The sequence below is a fragment of the Collinsella sp. LCP19S3_B11 genome, assembly GCF_052121915.1.
Lineage (GTDB): Bacteria > Actinomycetota > Coriobacteriia > Coriobacteriales > Coriobacteriaceae > Collinsella.
Window position 1 is genome coordinate 18,043 of the sequence record NZ_JBQKDI010000020.1, and the last position, 17,019, is coordinate 35,061.

The 17,019-nt window shown below is 57.6% G+C and carries 8 protein-coding genes; 5 read left to right on the forward strand and 3 right to left on the reverse strand.

Translation table 11 applies throughout. The features are described from left to right. Positions 1 to 63: 63 nt before the first annotated feature. From ACTQV4_RS09265 to ACTQV4_RS09280, 4 genes are all read left to right on the forward strand, one after another. Positions 64 to 4,422 (forward strand): hypothetical protein, encoded by a 4,359-nt coding sequence (locus tag ACTQV4_RS09265; protein ID WP_441569701.1) that lies wholly within the window; start codon positions 64 to 66, stop codon positions 4,420 to 4,422. 254 nt (positions 4,423 to 4,676) lie between these two features. Then, positions 4,677 to 6,674 (forward strand): DNA gyrase/topoisomerase IV subunit B, encoded by a 1,998-nt coding sequence (locus tag ACTQV4_RS09270; protein ID WP_441554633.1) that lies wholly within the window; start codon positions 4,677 to 4,679, stop codon positions 6,672 to 6,674. Between the two features lie 45 nt (positions 6,675 to 6,719). Further along, positions 6,720 to 8,960, forward strand: coding sequence for a DNA gyrase subunit A (locus ACTQV4_RS09275; RefSeq protein ID WP_441064029.1), 2,241 nt, complete (start codon positions 6,720 to 6,722; stop codon positions 8,958 to 8,960). A gap of 246 nt (positions 8,961 to 9,206) precedes the next feature. Further along, positions 9,207 to 10,301, forward strand: coding sequence for an ATP-binding protein (locus ACTQV4_RS09280; RefSeq protein ID WP_427719400.1), 1,095 nt, complete (start codon positions 9,207 to 9,209; stop codon positions 10,299 to 10,301). A 108-nt stretch (positions 10,302 to 10,409) separates the two neighbouring features. On the opposite strand, the gene ACTQV4_RS09285 is transcribed toward ACTQV4_RS09280, so the two are convergent. Beyond that, a complete protein-coding gene (locus ACTQV4_RS09285; protein WP_441569702.1) occupies positions 10,410 to 10,940 on the reverse strand; it encodes a flavodoxin family protein in 531 nt (176 codons plus the stop codon). Positions 10,941 to 11,213: 273 nt separating this feature from the next. Then, positions 11,214 to 13,166, reverse strand: a complete 1,953-nt coding sequence (gene tet(W) / locus ACTQV4_RS09290) for a tetracycline resistance ribosomal protection protein Tet(W) (protein WP_441569703.1) — start codon at positions 13,164 to 13,166, stop codon at positions 11,214 to 11,216. A gap of 1,519 nt (positions 13,167 to 14,685) precedes the next feature. Between tet(W) and ACTQV4_RS09295 the strand changes: the two genes are divergently transcribed. After that, on the forward strand, positions 14,686 to 15,105 hold the full coding sequence (locus ACTQV4_RS09295) for a YjdF family protein (RefSeq protein ID WP_427796066.1): 420 nt from the start codon (positions 14,686 to 14,688) through the stop codon (positions 15,103 to 15,105). A 455-nt stretch (positions 15,106 to 15,560) separates the two neighbouring features. On the opposite strand, the gene ACTQV4_RS09300 is transcribed toward ACTQV4_RS09295, so the two are convergent. Continuing rightward, on the reverse strand, positions 15,561 to 16,766 hold the full coding sequence (locus tag ACTQV4_RS09300) for an agmatine deiminase family protein (protein ID WP_320772223.1): 1,206 nt from the start codon (positions 16,764 to 16,766) through the stop codon (positions 15,561 to 15,563). Between the last annotated feature and the right edge of the window lie 253 nt (positions 16,767 to 17,019).

The window sequence follows — 17,019 nt, forward strand, 5'->3', positions numbered from 1 at the left end:
CACGGGGCACCTTCTCGCAAAATAGGATTATTTCCTCCGTTATTTGCGGGATGGGAGCCCAAAATGCTTGATCGTCGTTCGCTACTTATCGCCGGAGCATCCTCGCTGGCAGGCATCATGCTGCCTCGCGTGCCGAGCAGCGCAAACGCCTTCATACTGCCATTCGCCCCCACCGAGTCCTATGCCGACGAAGAAGACCCCTTCAAGGTGCTCGTTCTCTCGCGCACCATGTTTGGTGTGGTCGTGGTCGACGTCGCCAACAAGAATATGCCCATCAAAGGAGCCCAGGTCACGCTCGCGTCGCGTTATGCCGCGGGCAAGCAGATCTCCGCCACTACCGACGACGAGGGCACGGCCATCTTTGAGGTCGCGCCGCTTTCGGAAGGCTACGTGGACCAGGCAACGCTTCTCGACGCGTACGACTTTAACGGTGGCATCTCCATCAGCATGGCGGGCTACCGTGATGTCGAGATCCCCCTCACGCGCATCCAGGGCGGCACCGCCATTACCGCGCCCACACGTCCGCTTTCCGACGGTGAGCCGTACTTTCGCCAGCTTACGTTCGACGAGTGGGACATCCAGTACGCCGACGCCACGTTCATGGCACTGCCGAAGGACGACGCCGGAAACGACCAACCCGACACGCACGCCTTTACCGTGCAGGCACATCTGCCACAGGGTGGACAGGCAACGCTGTGCATCAACAAGGTAATGCCCGCCACGAGCAGCTCATCCGAAACCGTCACGCAAATTGGCCAAGTCAAGGCCAGTGCATCGGGTTCGGATAATCTGGCAACGTTCACACTCGAAGACACGTTCCTCGATGCAGCTTCGGGCCTTCTGGAGGAAGGATGCAAGCTGCGCTTTGTCCTCGACTATCAGGGCAAGACCTATACACTCTCCTCCCCCATGGCCGTTGTCACCGCGCCGGCCGCAAAGGCAGAATCGGGCTCGACCACTATCGTCCCCACCACCATGGACCAAGAGATTACTCCGTTTGATTTCCCGGCGGCGTTTCCCGGCATCGGCGGCAATAAGTTCACGTGCTGGATGCCCTCGTTCCCCATTTTGTTCGATTTCTCTTTTGCCGGATACGTGCTGTTTGGCGGAGGATACAAACCGGTCGGCTACATGAACGATTCGGGCAATCCGGATCCGGAATACTGGAAGAAGTCACCGCGCGAGTCGGGCGCCAAGCAGGCAAACCGCTACCTCGACGAGATGGAGGGGAAGTGGAATCAGTACAAAAGTATGAGTGCCGGTTCGGGCACCGATCCAAGGAACACTAAGCTGCTTCGTCACCACTGCACGCCGCGTTTTACGATGGATATCGCCACACAGCTGTACGGATCGCTCGCCTACGACTGGGTGGGCAAAACCTGGGGTGACAACAACGACCCCGCATTTGGCAATATTAAGGCCCTCTTCCAGGTAAGAACCGACCTCAATTGGACCGAGCAGTTTACCCTAGGACCGGTGCCGTTTTTCCTAAACGTCAACCCCTGGGTGCTGGCGAAGCTGGCGCTCGCCGTGGGTGCCCACACGCACGGCAGCGGCGCGGCGTTTTTTAAAAACATTTCGCTCGACTATTCAAACACCTCGGGCTCGTTCACCATCCAGATCGGGCTTGCCGTCACCTTTGGCGCCGGCGTTGCAGGCGTCGCTTCGTCTGCCGTGCGCGGCGCCGCATCCCTCACGCTGTTCATTGGGTACGAGAAGGCAGATGGACACCAGCTTCCGCGACTGCGCGTAGGTGCAGACGTCGATGTCGATGTGATACTCCAGTTCGTAATGTTCAAGTGGACCACCAAGGCTTGGTCGGGGTCGTGGCCCACACTCCTCGATTCGTGGAATATGTCGGTGAACAATGGCAACCAGTATGTGCTCCAGCGCTCTGAGCTCGCATTGGGTGGAGATACGCCTTACACGTTGGATGCCCGCTTCGGCACGGCCGGCAACGCCGAGGCAGGCGGCGTGCCGCAATTTATCGCATCGGCCACCATCGTCACCAACGCCGAGCTGCTCGCACGCGCCGAGGTTAAGGCCACTGCCGTAAACGTCGCGCCTGTCGTGCGCGATTGGAATCAAGCGGTCACGCGCATTAAGCTCGAGGCGGATGCAGAAAGCGACGACACGGGACAGATCGAGCATTTCGTCCATACACTGATAGAAAACGCCGCGCCGATGTATGAGTACACCTATATCGGGCAGGCGACGAACGCCGTTGCGGACCCCAACGCCAATTCTGCTGGTGTATCGGAGGACGAGCGTGGCGGCATAAAACCCTCGAGCGACAACGTGCTGTTTGCTGGCGTGCTCAGCGAAGCTCACATGAAGCTGGCAATGATTGCCGGCGTAGAATGTCTGTTCCGTATCGCCTCGGTGCGCTACGGCGACAATGGCCGCTCGCGCCTGGTGGTGCACACAAAGGCAAACGGCACGTGGTCCGCTCCCACTCCCGTGGACTTTCCCCTTGGGTTTGGCGAGGGCGACGTGGAGCGCGACGGCATATTCGATTACGACTTCGACGTGGTGGAATATACGGACGGAAGAGGAAACCAGGACGCCTACGTGCTGCTGATCTCGGGCGAGCGCCCCGCAGGTGACAACACCCTTTTCGATACGGCAAGCACAGCCGGCATACTGTCCGTCGTGCGCCTGCGCATAAGTAATAGCGAAGTTCGCGTGGTGTCGTATACGTCGTGGCGCAGCATCTCGCGCGGCCGCCTTCAGGAGGATGGCTACCATTGTCTGCAGTGCCCGCGTATCACGGTGGGCAAGACGCTCGTCGACGGGCGCCTGTCGGGTGCCTACCTCCACCGCCGCGGAACCACCGCAGAAAAGGCGCTCGGCAGCGAGGCCGAGGTTGTGCTGGAATGCTTTACCTTGTGGTCGGATGATTTGGGCGACAGTCTCACGTTCCGTCAGGTCCTCCGCTTTCCGCAAGCACCATCGAGTATCGAGCTGGGCAAGCCCGAGAATATCAACGGCAAAATGGTGGTGTCCGTTGCGTACGAGACCGCAGACGGTTGCGGCTGCGCATCGTACGCCGTGATCGGCCAGTCCATTGCGTGCTGGGACATTATGTCACCAGACGCCACGGTACCTCATGCGGTGCCATGGCCACAACATTCGGGCTTTTTGGCAACCGTCAACGAGCAACTGCAGCATATTACTTGGACGCGAGGCGCATCGGCATTTGCAACGCAGCCCGTGGGTGCCGCAGGCTGTGGCCCGGCATCGTTTAGCGTAAGCAACAACGGCAGGTGCGTGCTCTATGTAGAGAACACCGATGGCAAGGTGGGACAAACCTACGACGAAGAAGGCAACCCGGTAGCAGTGATGGGCAAGCACTTCCGCATCTTCGCCAGCACCTTGGCAGGCGATCTGTTCACGGAGCCGTTCGTGATGTGCGAGCTGGACCATCCCGTCGATCAGATAACGACATTTTTGACGTCGGGAGGCATGCTCTCCGCACTCGCCACGCACATTGTGAGCGCGGAGAAGAGCGAGGCAGAGCTGCACGGCATCGAAGTGCCCTTGGTGGCGTGTGCCACTCCGACGGGCGCGGTCGCTACCTCGGGCGCGGTGGTACCCGGAGCAGCAGGCGAATCCTTCATGGTCACGGTGCGAAACGACGGCAACACCTTGCTGACCGCCGGCACGATCGATCTGTACCGAGAGGGCTCCAGCCAGCCGTTCTCCAGCGCATCCATCGGATTCGGACTGAACGCACGCATGGTTTCGATCTACGATCCAGAGCTTGCCGAGGATGCTTCGGCCAAAGACATGGCACACGTGAAGTACGCGCTCGAGACGCTGGGCGCACGTTTTGCAACGCACCCGCTGGTAGCCGACAACGGCAACGCCGTGCTGGCACCGGGTTGCACGGCACAGTTCCGCATGAGCTTTGCCATCCCCGAGAGCTGGAGCGACGAAGTGGGCAAACGCGTAACGCTGTATGCGAAGGCGCATAATCTGGTGGCGCTCGATCCCGTAACGCTCGAGGAAATTCGACCGGGTGCAAACTCGGCGCTGGGTGCCGTACTGCACGAGCTTCATGTGCCCGACGCGGCATGCGAACGCTCAGAAGTTCAGGTCGGCGTATGCGACAGCGCGGATACGACGGGGCTTCACGATGCACCGATGACGGCGGACGACGGTGGCGGCTCGAGTGGCGGCGGTACTGACAAGGGCGGCGGCTCCGGCGGAAGCAGCTCCAGCAGCGGCAAGGACCACAACAATAGCAAGCGCCCCGGAAAAGCGGGCGCGCTTGCGGGCACGGGCGATACATGCGCTCCCCTTACGGCAGCCGCTGCAGCACTCGCCGCGGCAGGCGCCGGCCTCGTCGCCTACAGCGCCCGCCGCACGGCGCTCGAAGCCGATACCGCCAATGAGGTCAATTCGGATAGGCCCCGCTAGCTCCTAGTTACTTTTGTGAGAGACGCCGACTCGGCTCATTCGTCATCGCTATGCGGGCATTACAACTTCGGTTCGCTATTCAAACTTACTCGTACAATACCGACTCGGTTTTGTGCGAGCAAACGAATCCCCATCGAACTCCGAACGATTGTTCGATGGATTTCGTGTTGGTTGGAATCGCCCAAGGGCTGGGCTATGCTACCTTGACTATCTATATGACTAAAACGCGGCAAAGGAGCATCGAGAGAGCGAGCATGGCAAAGAACACCGCAAACTATGGTAACGACAGTATTCGTCAGCTCAAGGACGAGGAGCGCGTACGCCTGCGCCCCGCCGTCATCTTTGGCTCGGACGGGCTCGACGGCTGCGCGCATGCCGCCTTCGAGATCCTGTCCAACGCCGTTGACGAGGCGCGCCAGGGCTACGGCAAGCTCATCACCCTTACCGCCTTTCGCGATGGCTCCATTCAGGTAGAGGACAACGGCCGCGGCTGCCCGCTTGACTGGAACCCCTCCGAGAAGCGCTTTAACTGGGAGCTCGTCTTTTGCGAGCTTTACGCCGGCGGTAAGTACAACAACAACCAGGGCGGCGACTACGACTTCTCGCTCGGCACCAACGGCCTGGGCTCGTGCGCAACCCAGTACGCCTCCGAATACATGGACGTCACGGTTTGGCGCGACGGCAACAAGTACTCCCTGCACTTTAAGAAGGGCAAGGTCGTCGGCGCCAAAAAGAAGGCACTCGAGATTGAGCCCAGCGACGAGGACCGCACCGGTACCACTATCAAGTGGCGCCCCGATCTTGAGGTCTTTACCTCCATCAGCATCCCCCACGATTGGTATCGCGAGACCATGCGCCGCCAGGCCGTGGTCAACGCCAACGTGACCTTCCGGCTGCGCATCGAGGGCGACGACGGCGAGTTTTCCGAAGAGGACTTCTGCTATCCCAAGGGCATCGAGGACTACGTGCTCGAGAAGGTCGGTGCCGACTACCTTACCGAGCCCTTCTTTATCGAGGCCGACCGTCGCGGTCGCGATCGCGAGGATCTGCCCGATTACAACGTAAAAATCACTGCTTGCATGTGCTTCTCGCGCACTTTCACGATGCAGGAGTACTACCACAACTCCTCCTGGCTCGAGAACGGTGGCTCACCCGAAAAGGCGGCCCGCAGTGCCCTCACCAGCGCCATCGATGCCTACATTAAGCAACAGGGCAAATACAACAAAAACGAGAGCGGCATTAAGTGGCAGGACGTCCAGGACTGCCTGGTGCTGGTGACCAACTGCTTCTCCACCCAAACGTCCTACGAAAACCAGACTAAGAAGGCCATCAACAACCGCTTTATCCAGCAGGCCATGACGGCATTCTTTAAGGAGCGCCTCTCGACCTACTTGATCGAGAACAAAGATGCCGCCAACAAGATCATGGAGCAGGTGCTCATCAACAAGCGCTCGCGCGAGAATGCCGAGAAGACGCGCCAGAGCATCAAGACCAACCTGCAGCAGAAGACCGACATGGCCAACCGCGTGCAGAAATTCATCGACTGCCGCTCCAAGGACAAGAGCCGCCGCGAGATCTACATCGTAGAGGGCGACTCGGCAGCAGGCGCCATTCGCACCTCGCGCGATGCCGAGTTCCAGGGCGTTATGCCCGTCCGCGGCAAGATCCTCAACTGCCTAAAGGAGGACTATCCGCGCATCTTTAAGTCCGACATCATCATGGACCTCATGCGCGTGCTGGGCTGTGGCGTGGAGATCAAGGACAAGCGCATCAAGAACCTCGGCGCCTTTGACCTGGACAACCTTAACTGGAACAAGGTCATCATCTGTACGGACGCCGACGTCGACGGTTATCACATCCGCACGCTCGTGCTCACCATGCTCTATCGCCTGGTGCCCACGCTTATCGACGAAGGCTACGTGTATATCGCCGAGTCGCCGCTCTACGAGATCAACTGCAAAGAAAAGACCTACTTTGCCTACACCGAGCTCGAGAAGAACGGCATTCTTAAGGAGATCGGCGACCAGAAGTGCTCCATCAACCGCTCCAAGGGTCTTGGTGAGAACGACCCGGACATGATGTGGCTCACCACCATGAACCCCGAGACGCGTCGTCTGATCAAGGTGGAGTCCGAAGACGTCACCAAGATGGAGACCATGTTCAACCTTCTGCTGGGCAGCGACGAGGCGGGCCGCAAGCGCCATATCTCGGAGCACGGCAAGGAATACCTGGACCAGCTGGACCTGCAGTAGCAGCAAATCGATAACGACGGCCCATAAGAAGTTCAAGAGGAAATCGTGGCAAAGAAGAAGACGAAGAACCAGCCAAAGAAAAAGCAGGTCAACGCCGAGAACGTCATCGGCCTGCACTCCGAGGTCACCAATCAGCCGATCACGCAGACGCTCGAGGTCAACTACATGCCCTACGCCATGAGCGTCAACGTCTCGCGTGCGTTCCCCGAGATCGACGGTTTTAAGCCCTCGCACCGCAAGCTGCTCTACACCATGTACAAGATGGGCTTGCTCAAAGGTGAGCGCCAGAAGAGCGCCAACATCGTGGGTCAAACCATGAAGCTCAACCCGCACGGCGACGCCGCAATCTACGAGACGATGGTGCGCTTGGCCACCGGCAACGAGGCGCTGCTCGCGCCGTTCGTTGAGTCGAAGGGCAACTTTGGCAAGTACTATTCGGGTGACCTGAGCTACGCCGCCTCGCGTTACACCGAGGCCAAGCTCGCCCCCATCAGTGCCGAAATCTTCAAGGACATCGACAAGGACCCGGTCGACTTTGTCGACAGCTACGACGGCGCCATGAAGGAGCCGCGCCTGTTGCCCACCACGTTCCCCAACATCCTCGTCTCGGCCAACAAGGGCATCGGCGTCGCCATGGCGTCTGACATCTGCGGCTTCAACCTCAACGAGGTCTGCACCGCCACCATGCACTACCTGCAGGATCCTAACTGCGATCTGCTCGAGTACATGCCCATGCCCGACTTCTCGACCGGCGGTGAGATTATCTACCGCCGCGAGGAGATGGAAAAGATTATCGAGACCGGCCTTGGCAGCTTCCAGATCCGCTCCCGCTGGCGCTGGATTCCCGAAGAGCGCATTATCGAGGTCTACGAGATCCCCTACACCACCAAGACCGATGTCATCATCGATCGCATCGTCAAGCTCTCCAAAGAGGGCAAGGTCAAGGAGATCGCTGACATCCGCGACGAGACCGACCTCTCGGGCCTGCGCATCGCCATCGATCTTAAGCGCGGTGTTGACCCCGACAAGCTCATGGCCAAGCTCTATCGCTCGACTACGCTGCAGGATTCGTTCTCATGCAACTTTAACGTGCTGGTCGATGGTTACCCTCGTGTTATGGGCGTACGCCAGATCCTGCACGAGTGGGTCAAGTGGCGTATTGAGTCCACGCGTCGCCGCATTAACTTTGACTTGGGCAAAAAGTCCGAGCGCCTGCACCTGCTGCACGGTCTTGAGGCGATTCTGCTCGACATCGACAAGGCCATCGCCATCATCCGTGGCACCAAGCTCGAGGCTGAGGTCGTGCCCAACCTTATGAAGGGTTTCGACATCGACGAGACCCAGGCCGAGTTTGTTGCCGAGCTTAAGCTCCGCAACATCAACGAGGAGTACATCCTCAACCGCACCAAGGACATCGCTAAGCTCGAGGGTGAGATTGCCGAGCTAGAGGAGATCCTTTCGAGCGAAGAGAACATCAAGAAGGTCATCAGCGACGAGCTGGCCGCGGTCAACAAAAAGTACGTGATGCCGCGCCGCACGGGCAGGATCGAGCCCCACGAGGTCATCGAGGTAAGCCTGGAGCCCGAGGTCGAGGAGTACCCGGTGACCATCATGCTCTCGCGCGAGGGCTATCTCAAAAAGATGACCGACCGCGTGCTCAAGAAGGCTGCGACGCTCAAATACAAGGACGGCGACAAGCCCTTTATCGAGTTCCCGTCCTCCAACACCCACGAGCTGCTCGTGTTTACCAACAAGAGCCAGGTGTACAAGTGCAAGGTTGCGGCGTTTGAGGACACCAAGTCGGCCCAGCTGGGCTCGTACTTGCCCACCGACCTCGAGATGGAACCCGACGAGAGTGTCATCTGGGTCATCGACCCCGAGGACTACAAGGCCGACGTGCTGTTTGTCTTTGAGAACGGCCGCGTGGTGCGCGTCGCACTTTCTGGATACGTCACCAAGACCAACCGCAAGCGCCTCAAGAACGCCATCTACGGCGGCAGCAAACTGCTGTATGCACAGGTGCTCAAGGAAGACCGCGACCTCGCGCTGGTCTCGAGCGACTACCGCCTGATGAACTTCAACACGTCGCTGCTCAAGACCAAGACGACCACCAACACGCAGGGCGTCCAGGCCTTTACCGCCAAGAAGGGTCGCTCGGTCACCACCGTCGGCACGACCGAGGAAATCCTTGGCGCCGGCGTCTCGGCCGAGAAGTTCACCGCGCAGAGTCTCCCCTCTGCCGGTGCCCTCATGAAGGAAAACGACATGCCGAGTTTGTTTGACTAGGACGACGGCAACGAGATCGTTAGACACTTCGCAAAGCGACGAGGCCCGGAACGCAACGGCATTGCGCCCGGGACTCGTCGTTTTTCTTCTCAACTATTTTTTAACGCAGATAAATTGATTTCTGCTTATTTTTCTGCGTAAAAAATGTCAGCGCCACTGCTTCGATGCCCTTTGGTCTGTCGTTAGCAAAACTTGCAAAAGTTAGCAAAACTTGCAAAAATTAGCAAAACTTGCAAAGGAGCTACCATGGAGTACAGCAAGAACCCCTTTACCCCAACATTTGGAAGCGTCCCTCCCTTTCTAGCGGGTCGCGAGCATATCCTGCGCGACATCAACCGTGGCTTTATCAACGGCCCGGGAGATCCCAACCTGTCGACTATTTTTACGGGCGCAAGGGGAACGGGCAAGACGGCGCTTCTCTCGCTCCTTTCAGAAACGGCGCTTGAACACGGCTGGATCGCAGCAAATGTCTCCGCCATGCCAGGCATGCTCGAAGATATTATCGAGCGAACCAAAGAAGCCGCAGATAGCTATCTCTCACAGCCTCACGCGCGCATAAACGGCGTTCAAATTGGTCCAGTGGGCATCGATTGGACATATGCTCAAGAGGCCCAGGGCAACTGGCGCACACGCATGAATGGTATCTTTAAGCAACTCGAAAAACATGACATCGGACTTCTCATCACCATCGATGAAGTCACCGTCGATCTCGAAGAAATGCTTCAATTTGCCTCTGTTTACCAGCACTTTGTACGCGAAGGTAAAAAAGTTGCCCTACTCATGGCAGGACTGCCCTACAAAGTATCGGCGTTGCTGCGTAACGATTCCGTCTCGTTCCTCAGGCGTTCCCAATATCATCAGTTAGGACGAATCACTGACGTTGAAATTGCAAACGCGTTTCGCAAAACCGTTGAGGCCGGAGGACGTTCAATCACACCAGAAGCGCTCGAGGATGCTGTGAAGGCCGTCGACGGATTCCCCTACATGATGCAGCTCGTCGGATATCGCACATGGGATGTTTCGGAGAACTCGCCCAAAATCAGCGCACCTGATGTCCAGCAGGGTTCTCTGCTTGCCCGTATGGAGCTGCGCGATCGAATTCTCGAAACGACCTATCGGGAGCTTTCCGATAAAGACATTGAGTTTTTGCTCGCGATGCTGCCCGACTCTGGCCCCAGCAGGGTCTCGGAGATAGCCAAACGCATGGGCGTTGCCGGCAACTATGCAAGCCAATATAAACGCCGTCTCCTCGAGGACGGCGTCATCGGAGAGCGCGGGCGTGGTCTCGTTGGCTTTGACATCCCCGCATTCAGGGAGTTCCTGAGTGAGAAGGCCTCCTAGCACGCCGAGATTGTCCGCAAGGGCAACGGCGCATGGCAATCAACGATTCACCTGGCAAGGACGGCAAGCAGTTCAAATAACACCGATTGCCATGCACTCTTCTTGTTCTTAGGCAAGCTTGCGAGCGAGCTCTCGCACCTCTTCCAACTTGGGCGACGATGCCATGCTGTCGCGCTCGGTCATACCGCTGATGGTGACAATGCCCTGGTCCTCCCACTTGCAGTACGCGCAGGCTGACTTGTACATAGCGATCGCCGCATCATAGACGCCCTCGCTGTGGCTATCGAGCAAAAGGGCCGTCTTGGTGAACGGGAAGCCCGTAGCACCGAAGGCGTACAGGCGGTCGATGGCGGCCTTCTCCTGCGCAGTGATATCGAACCAGTAGATAGGCGAAGCGAAGACGACCATGTCGGCGTCTTGCAGCGACTCGGTCACGTCGGCCATGTCATCCTTCTGCACGCAAGTGCCCTCGTGGGCGAAGCAATACTGACACCCCAGGCAACCGGCGATTTTCTTGCTGGCAACGCGGATGACCTCGACCGTATGGCCGCCCTCGCGTGCGGTCTCGGCAAACGCCTCGACCATAATGTCGGTATTGGCGCCCTTGCGCGGGCTACCACTCAATACAACGATATTCATATGGATTCCCTCTTCTTCATGCTGCAGGCGCGCAGTGTGTTTTCTTGTAACCAAAACGAATGGACTTAATCAATCGCCAGCAGGCCATATCTCTTGTTCAAGTCCCCTAAAGAAGCTCAAGACGATTGCGATTGCCTTATACAACGTCGAAAACCAACAAGGGAGCCATGGTTGCGCCGCCTGCCCAGATGGAACGCGGTCAAGATGAGCATTGGGAATCGCGACGACTTGATATCGCTCGCATGCCTCCTTCGGAATAGGCGTCAAGGACAACTACCTGGATAGCGAGCCGGCCGAACAGGCCTTCGGCCATACCTTCTGAAACATATGGCGCACCTTGTCCAGGCGGCTGTTTGGACGGCGGGGCTGGATGACCGGCTGACCGACAGCGGCCTGATATCCTTTCAGCTCTGTAAGGCATACGCTCCGCCCGTTGGTGTAAAAGGCCAGATCAGTACGGTATGCCTGTATACAGCGGGCGGGAATCTCGCCAGTAAAGACAACTTCATCCTTTTTTACCTGGGCCGTTTCGATGGTGGCACAGTATTTCGGTGCATCATGATAAGCCCTGGAAAGGTATTCCCGGGGCGCATAGAGGGTGAAGGAGAGATAAGGTTCCAGCAGTTGCGTCCCTGATTCCTTCAATGCCTGTTCCAATACAATCGGGGCCAATGAGCGGAAGTCCGCCGGCGTGCTGACCGGACTGTAATAAAGCCCGTATTCAAAGCAAATCTTACAGTCCGTTACGTTCCAGCCGAACAAGCCCTGCTCCAGCCCGTAACGGATACCATCCCTGACAGCGTTTTGAAAACTCTGGTTCAAGTATCCCAGCGAAACCCGGCTCTCGTATTGTACACCGGAGCCAAGCGGGAGTGGTGTAACAGACAGTCCGATGGATGCCCAAAACGGGTTGGGCGGCACCTCGATATGGATGGTGTGGCTGGCTGCTTTGAGCGGCCGCTCTAAATAAATGACGGTGGGTTCCTTCACCGCTGTTTCAATCTTGTACTTTTCCGCCAGCAAAGCGGAAACAACCTCCAACTGCACCCGGCCCAAAAAAGAAAGAATGATCTCATGGGTGATGGAATCCACCTCGTAGCGCAAAAGCGGGTCAGTATCCGCAATCTGCGTAAGAGCGTCCAGCAGCCGTTCTCTTTGCGCTGCCGTTTTCGGCGCAATCGTCGTCCGCAGCATGGGGAGGGGGTCCTCGCGCCACCTTTCACGAGGGAGCCGGGTGTTGTCCCCCAATACGTCGTTTAATCCCACGCTGTCGCTGGGAAGGATGACAATTTCGCCCTTGTGGGCGGTGTCTGTCCGAACAATCTCCCCTTTGGATGGAATACGCATCTCTGTGATTTTCAGCTTTTCTCTCCCGGCCAGGGCCACCGTATCCCGCAGGCGCAGCGTTCCGCTGTATAGCCGCAAATAGATGAGCCGCTGGCCACAATCTGTATACTCCACCTTGAAAACGCTGCCGCATAGGGCGTCGCTCCCCTGTTCCCCAATCGGTTGGAACAGCCCTGTCACCGCATCCATCAACGGTTGAATGCCAAGGCCCTTTTTGGCGCTGCCATGATAGACCGGGAACAGGGAGGCGTCTTGAACCCGCCGCTGTTCCTCCTGCGCAAGTTCTTCCCGGCTGATTGGTTCTCCTGCGATATACTTTTCCAATAATTCATCGTTATTTTCGATGACCGCATCCCATGCTTCTATGTCGGTATTTTCCTCCAGGACTATTTCCGGGGACAGCGACACCGTCTGCTTGATGATAATATCGGCGGAGAGCTTATCCCGAACAGACTGATACACGCCCTGCAAATCAACGCCAGCCTGGTCGATCTTATTGATAAAGATAACGGTGGGAATGTCCATTTTCCGCAGGGCATGGAACAGAATACGGGTCTGGGCCTGCACGCCATCTTTAGCGGAGATCACCAAGATGGCCCCATCTAAAACAGCCAAAGAGCGGTACACCTCCGCCAAAAAATCCATGTGGCCGGGCGTATCCACAATGTTGACTTTACATCTGTGCCACTGGAAGGAAGTGACTGCCGCTTGAATGGTAATCCCACGCTGCCGCTCCAAAAGCATGGTGTCCGTCCTCGTTGTCCCTTTTTCGACGCTCCCCGGTTCTGAAATGGCTCCGCTGGCATATAGCAGGCTCTCCGTCAAGGTTGTCTTTCCAGCGTCTACATGGGCAAGAATTCCAATATTGATTATTTTCATGTGATTGTCCTCCCTTTACTGCCCCGAAGGGCATAAAAATCCCCAGCAGTAAAATACTTTTACCACTGGGGATGATAATTTGCGGACATACACATATACAGCCTACACCTGTTTGTGAGTGCTGTTTTTGGGGATATGTCAAAATTGATAAGGCAAAAGTATTCTTAAATTGGGTACAAAAAACTAAGCCCCTACAAAAGGGACTATCATAATCCTTTGTTCCCACTATTTGATTATAGTTTTATTTAAGAATACCTTGCCGCATATTTTTTACTCCTTTTCTTGACTTGAATTATTATATCACATCAGTTTTAGGAAAACAAGTATCTAAAAGAAATTTTTCTTCCCCTTATATGTAACAATCATACCGGCTTCCTAACGTTCAGAATGGTTTCTACTGTCTGCTGCGGTGTTTGGTTGGAATTGTCCAGCCAAAAGCCGATCCGTGGTGTTGTCTGCATTTTACTAAATACAAATTCAATGTATACAGAAAGAAATATATAAGGAGTGGGAGGGATTCCGCCGTAGTCGGCATTGTAGGAAAATCCAAAAGTTTAGATTTTCTCAAAATGCTTATCTTTTGGTCTTTGGTTCGGAATAGTGTAGTGCTGGCGGTCTATCTATTGTTTTCGGTTGCTTGCTTCTTTACCGTACATGAGCATTTGCTCATGGCATCTCGCTTTCAAAGTCTTTTGAATCTGAGCTGGGACATGCATGCGCTTGCTCAGATTTGGTAAAAAGATACGATTGCTCCTTATTCTAATATAGGGTTTATTAAGGCAAATGCAAGCAAAAGATGCAATAGCGAAATCATTGCTATTGCATATGGCTCTCTTTCCGCTCCTTTCTTAATTGGGACTTAAATCCTTCTGATAAGCAGGACGTTTTCGCCAAAGCGCTTATAAAAAGACGGCGCTGGGCCCGAGCTCAACTTGCATGCAGGCTGAAAGGCAACCACCCAGCCCGGTACTGACGAATACGGGGGGCAACGGCGACAGCTCCTCTGCCAATGCGAACGCAAACAACACCGTAAACAACAACAGCCACAACAAGGGCAAGAGGCCTGCAAAGGGCGGCTTTCCCATAAGTCATGGAGCTGACTGGGGGCTTCGCTTGCGTCCGGATCGATTTGCTCGCGTTCGAACTCCCGCGCGGGCGATGAGGACCTTCGTGAATGCATCCCTGATGGGCAGAAGCGACCCGAGCCCCTTCTCGAGCGTCGACTCAGAGCTAACGTCGTCTCTTGCTTAAACTCTCCTTCGCGGTTTCGAAACTCAAGGTCTTTTAAAGTTTCGAAAATGAGAAGACGATATGCGCAAGGGCGCGTCGGGTGGTAAGCCCCAACCATGTCATGTCGCCAGCGATGAAGGGCGCGTCTGCGCGTGCTACAATCCAACTACCAGAGATAAAAACACAGTCCCCGTCGGGTAGTCGTGGGCGTGCGGGGGTCCGCATCAGTAACCTGCCTCCTTGGTTGTCCCTTCTCTGCATGGTCATCTACATAAAGGAGGAACCAACCATGCAGATCAGCGTGTCGTCCACCCTGACCGTATATCATGACGGCCAATTCTGGGTCGGGCTGGCGGAGCATGTCGAGGACGGCAGATACGGCGTCGCCCGCATCGTCTTCGGCGCGGAGCCGTCCGATGAGGAGATCCTGCAATTCGTTGTCGGCAAATGGGAGAAGCTCTCGTTCTTCGGCGACAAGGCCACTGAGACAAGCAAGCCCGCGAAGAACCCCAAGCGGCGCGCTCGCGAGGCAGCGAAAGCCCTTAAACGGCCCGCGGTGAGCACCAAGGCACAACAGGCGCTCGCGGCACAGCGGGAAGCGATGAAGCGGGAGTCGGCTCAAGCAAGAAGTCAGCGTCGCGCGGATGAGGCGGAGGCGCGCTTCGAGCAGCGGAAGCTGAAGCGTAAGCAGAAGCATCGTGGGCATTGACCGGTGCCGACATCGGTCCAGGTGTGAACAGGGCTACGTCCCCTATTCACACTGCTCACACATACAGCAGCGGGCACGGATTCGACTGAAACTGCGCCCGCTGTCTGATGCTAAATTAATTTATCAAGCATGCGTTCTATTCCAGCGCAGTAATTAAATACGCTGGTACATGGATACTCCGATCAAAACGGCCGCGCTCGCGACCGGGAACTTTCGGCAATTGGATACGCGCCTGACCTGGGATATCCAAGCGAACAATAGGCCTAACCCGCGATAGGTCCCAGGCCAGGCGGGTATCCAATCGAAGGGGAGGGGCGCTCCGGCGTGGAGGCAGCGGAGCGCCCGGGGAAAGCCCGGCCGGCCGGCCAGGCGGCCCCGTTCGCCTGGCCGGCCGGGCCTCCGGGGTGCGGCGGCTCCCGTGAAGGAGGGTCACCGCGCCCCGGCAAGCCGGGCTATTAGGCGGACGGCTCCTGCTGCGTGATGCAGTGGATGTTGCCGCCGCCGTAGACGACCTGGTCGGACTTGACGCCCACGCACTTGTAGACGCCCTCGCCCCAGACCTCGTCGTAGATCTCCTGGAGCGTGTCGACGGCCAGCTGGTCGTTCTCGTCGCCGTACTGCGGGACGATGACGCCGTGGTTGGTCACGAGGTAGTTCATGTAGGAGGCGATCAGCGGCTCGTCGGGGACGCGCGGCTCGGCGTTCTCGTCGGCGTCGATGGTGTCGCAGGAGGCCTGGTCCATGTACAGCGGCTTCACGGGCATGCAGAGCTTGTAGACCTTCAGCTTGCGGCCCTTGGCGTCAACCGCGTTGGAGAGGGTCTCGTAGGCGGCGTGGCACTGCTCGTAGAACGGGTACTCGGGGTCGTCGGTCCAGATGCAGACCATGACGCCCGGGGCGATGAAGGTGGCGACGTCGTCGATGTGGCCGTTGGTCTCCTCGGGGTCGATGCCCTCCTTGACCCAGATGACCTTCTCGACGCCGAGGTAGTCCTTGAGGTGCTCGGTCATGTACCCGCGAAGCTCCTCGCTCCAGGGCTCGAACTTCTTGCGGTACTTGGGCCAGAGGGACTCGGGGTCCTCCTCCTCCTCGAGCACCGCGGAGCAGGTGCGGCCGGGGGACAGGAGGCACTGGTCGGTGACGACGAGGGTGCCCTCGCCGTCGACGGTGATGGAGCCGCCCTCGAGGATCATGTCGTCGGGGCGGTAGCGGCGGCAGCCGGAGAGCTCGGCCATCTTGAGGGCGATCTGCTCGTCCTTGTCCCACGGGAAGTAGAGGCCGTCGATGAGGCCGCCGTAGCCGTTGAAGTGCCAGTGGTTGGCGCGCTTCTCGCCCTTGCCGTTGATGACGTAGGTGGCGCCGGTGTCGCGGAACCAGGCGTCGTCGGTGGTCATCTCGACGACGGTGACGTTCTCGTCGTTCTCGAAGACGGCCTTGCAGTTGGCGTAGTCGACCTGGTTGGCGCACATGTAGACCGGGGTGAACTCGGAGATGGCGCGGGCGATGGCGGCATACTGCTTCTGGGCGGGCTTGGCGCCGTGGGCCCAGGTGTCGGTGCGGTGGGGCCAGCCAATCCACACGCGGTCCTGGGGGGCGAACTCGGCGGGCATGAAGAAGCCGTCGGCCCTCGGGGTGGACTCGGACTCGGTGATCGTACGCATAAGATTTCCTCCAAACCGAACGATCGTCTGCCGCGGGCGGGCTGCCCGCGGCCTAGGACCAAGAGATGGCGGGCGCCCGTCCCCCGGCAGAGGTCGGGGCGCCCGGGGCCGGTTTTCACGGGGTCGCACCGGCGGGCGACGACGTGTTAGCGCTAATCTAAAATTGACCACTTTCGCAAACGCATCTCGCCGAATGCGCTAACGCGCTTTCGCCGACCCCGCTAACGCACTTTCACCAACTGCGCTAACGGAA

What these genes read in the sequence shown, in the direction of transcription:
- ACTQV4_RS09295 (WP_427796066.1), top strand. Translation starts at nt 14,686, where the DNA reads ATGCAGATCAGCGTGTCGTCCACCCTGACCGTATATCATGACGGCCAA.
- ACTQV4_RS09270 (WP_441554633.1), top strand. Translation starts at nt 4,677, where the DNA reads ATGGCAAAGAACACCGCAAACTATGGTAACGACAGTATTCGTCAGCTC.
- ACTQV4_RS09285 (WP_441569702.1), bottom strand. Translation starts at nt 10,940, where the DNA reads ATGAATATCGTTGTATTGAGTGGTAGCCCGCGCAAGGGCGCCAATACC.
- ACTQV4_RS09280 (WP_427719400.1), top strand. Translation starts at nt 9,207, where the DNA reads ATGGAGTACAGCAAGAACCCCTTTACCCCAACATTTGGAAGCGTCCCT.
- ACTQV4_RS09265 (WP_441569701.1), top strand. Translation starts at nt 64, where the DNA reads ATGCTTGATCGTCGTTCGCTACTTATCGCCGGAGCATCCTCGCTGGCA.
- ACTQV4_RS09300 (WP_320772223.1), bottom strand. Translation starts at nt 16,766, where the DNA reads ATGCGTACGATCACCGAGTCCGAGTCCACCCCGAGGGCCGACGGCTTC.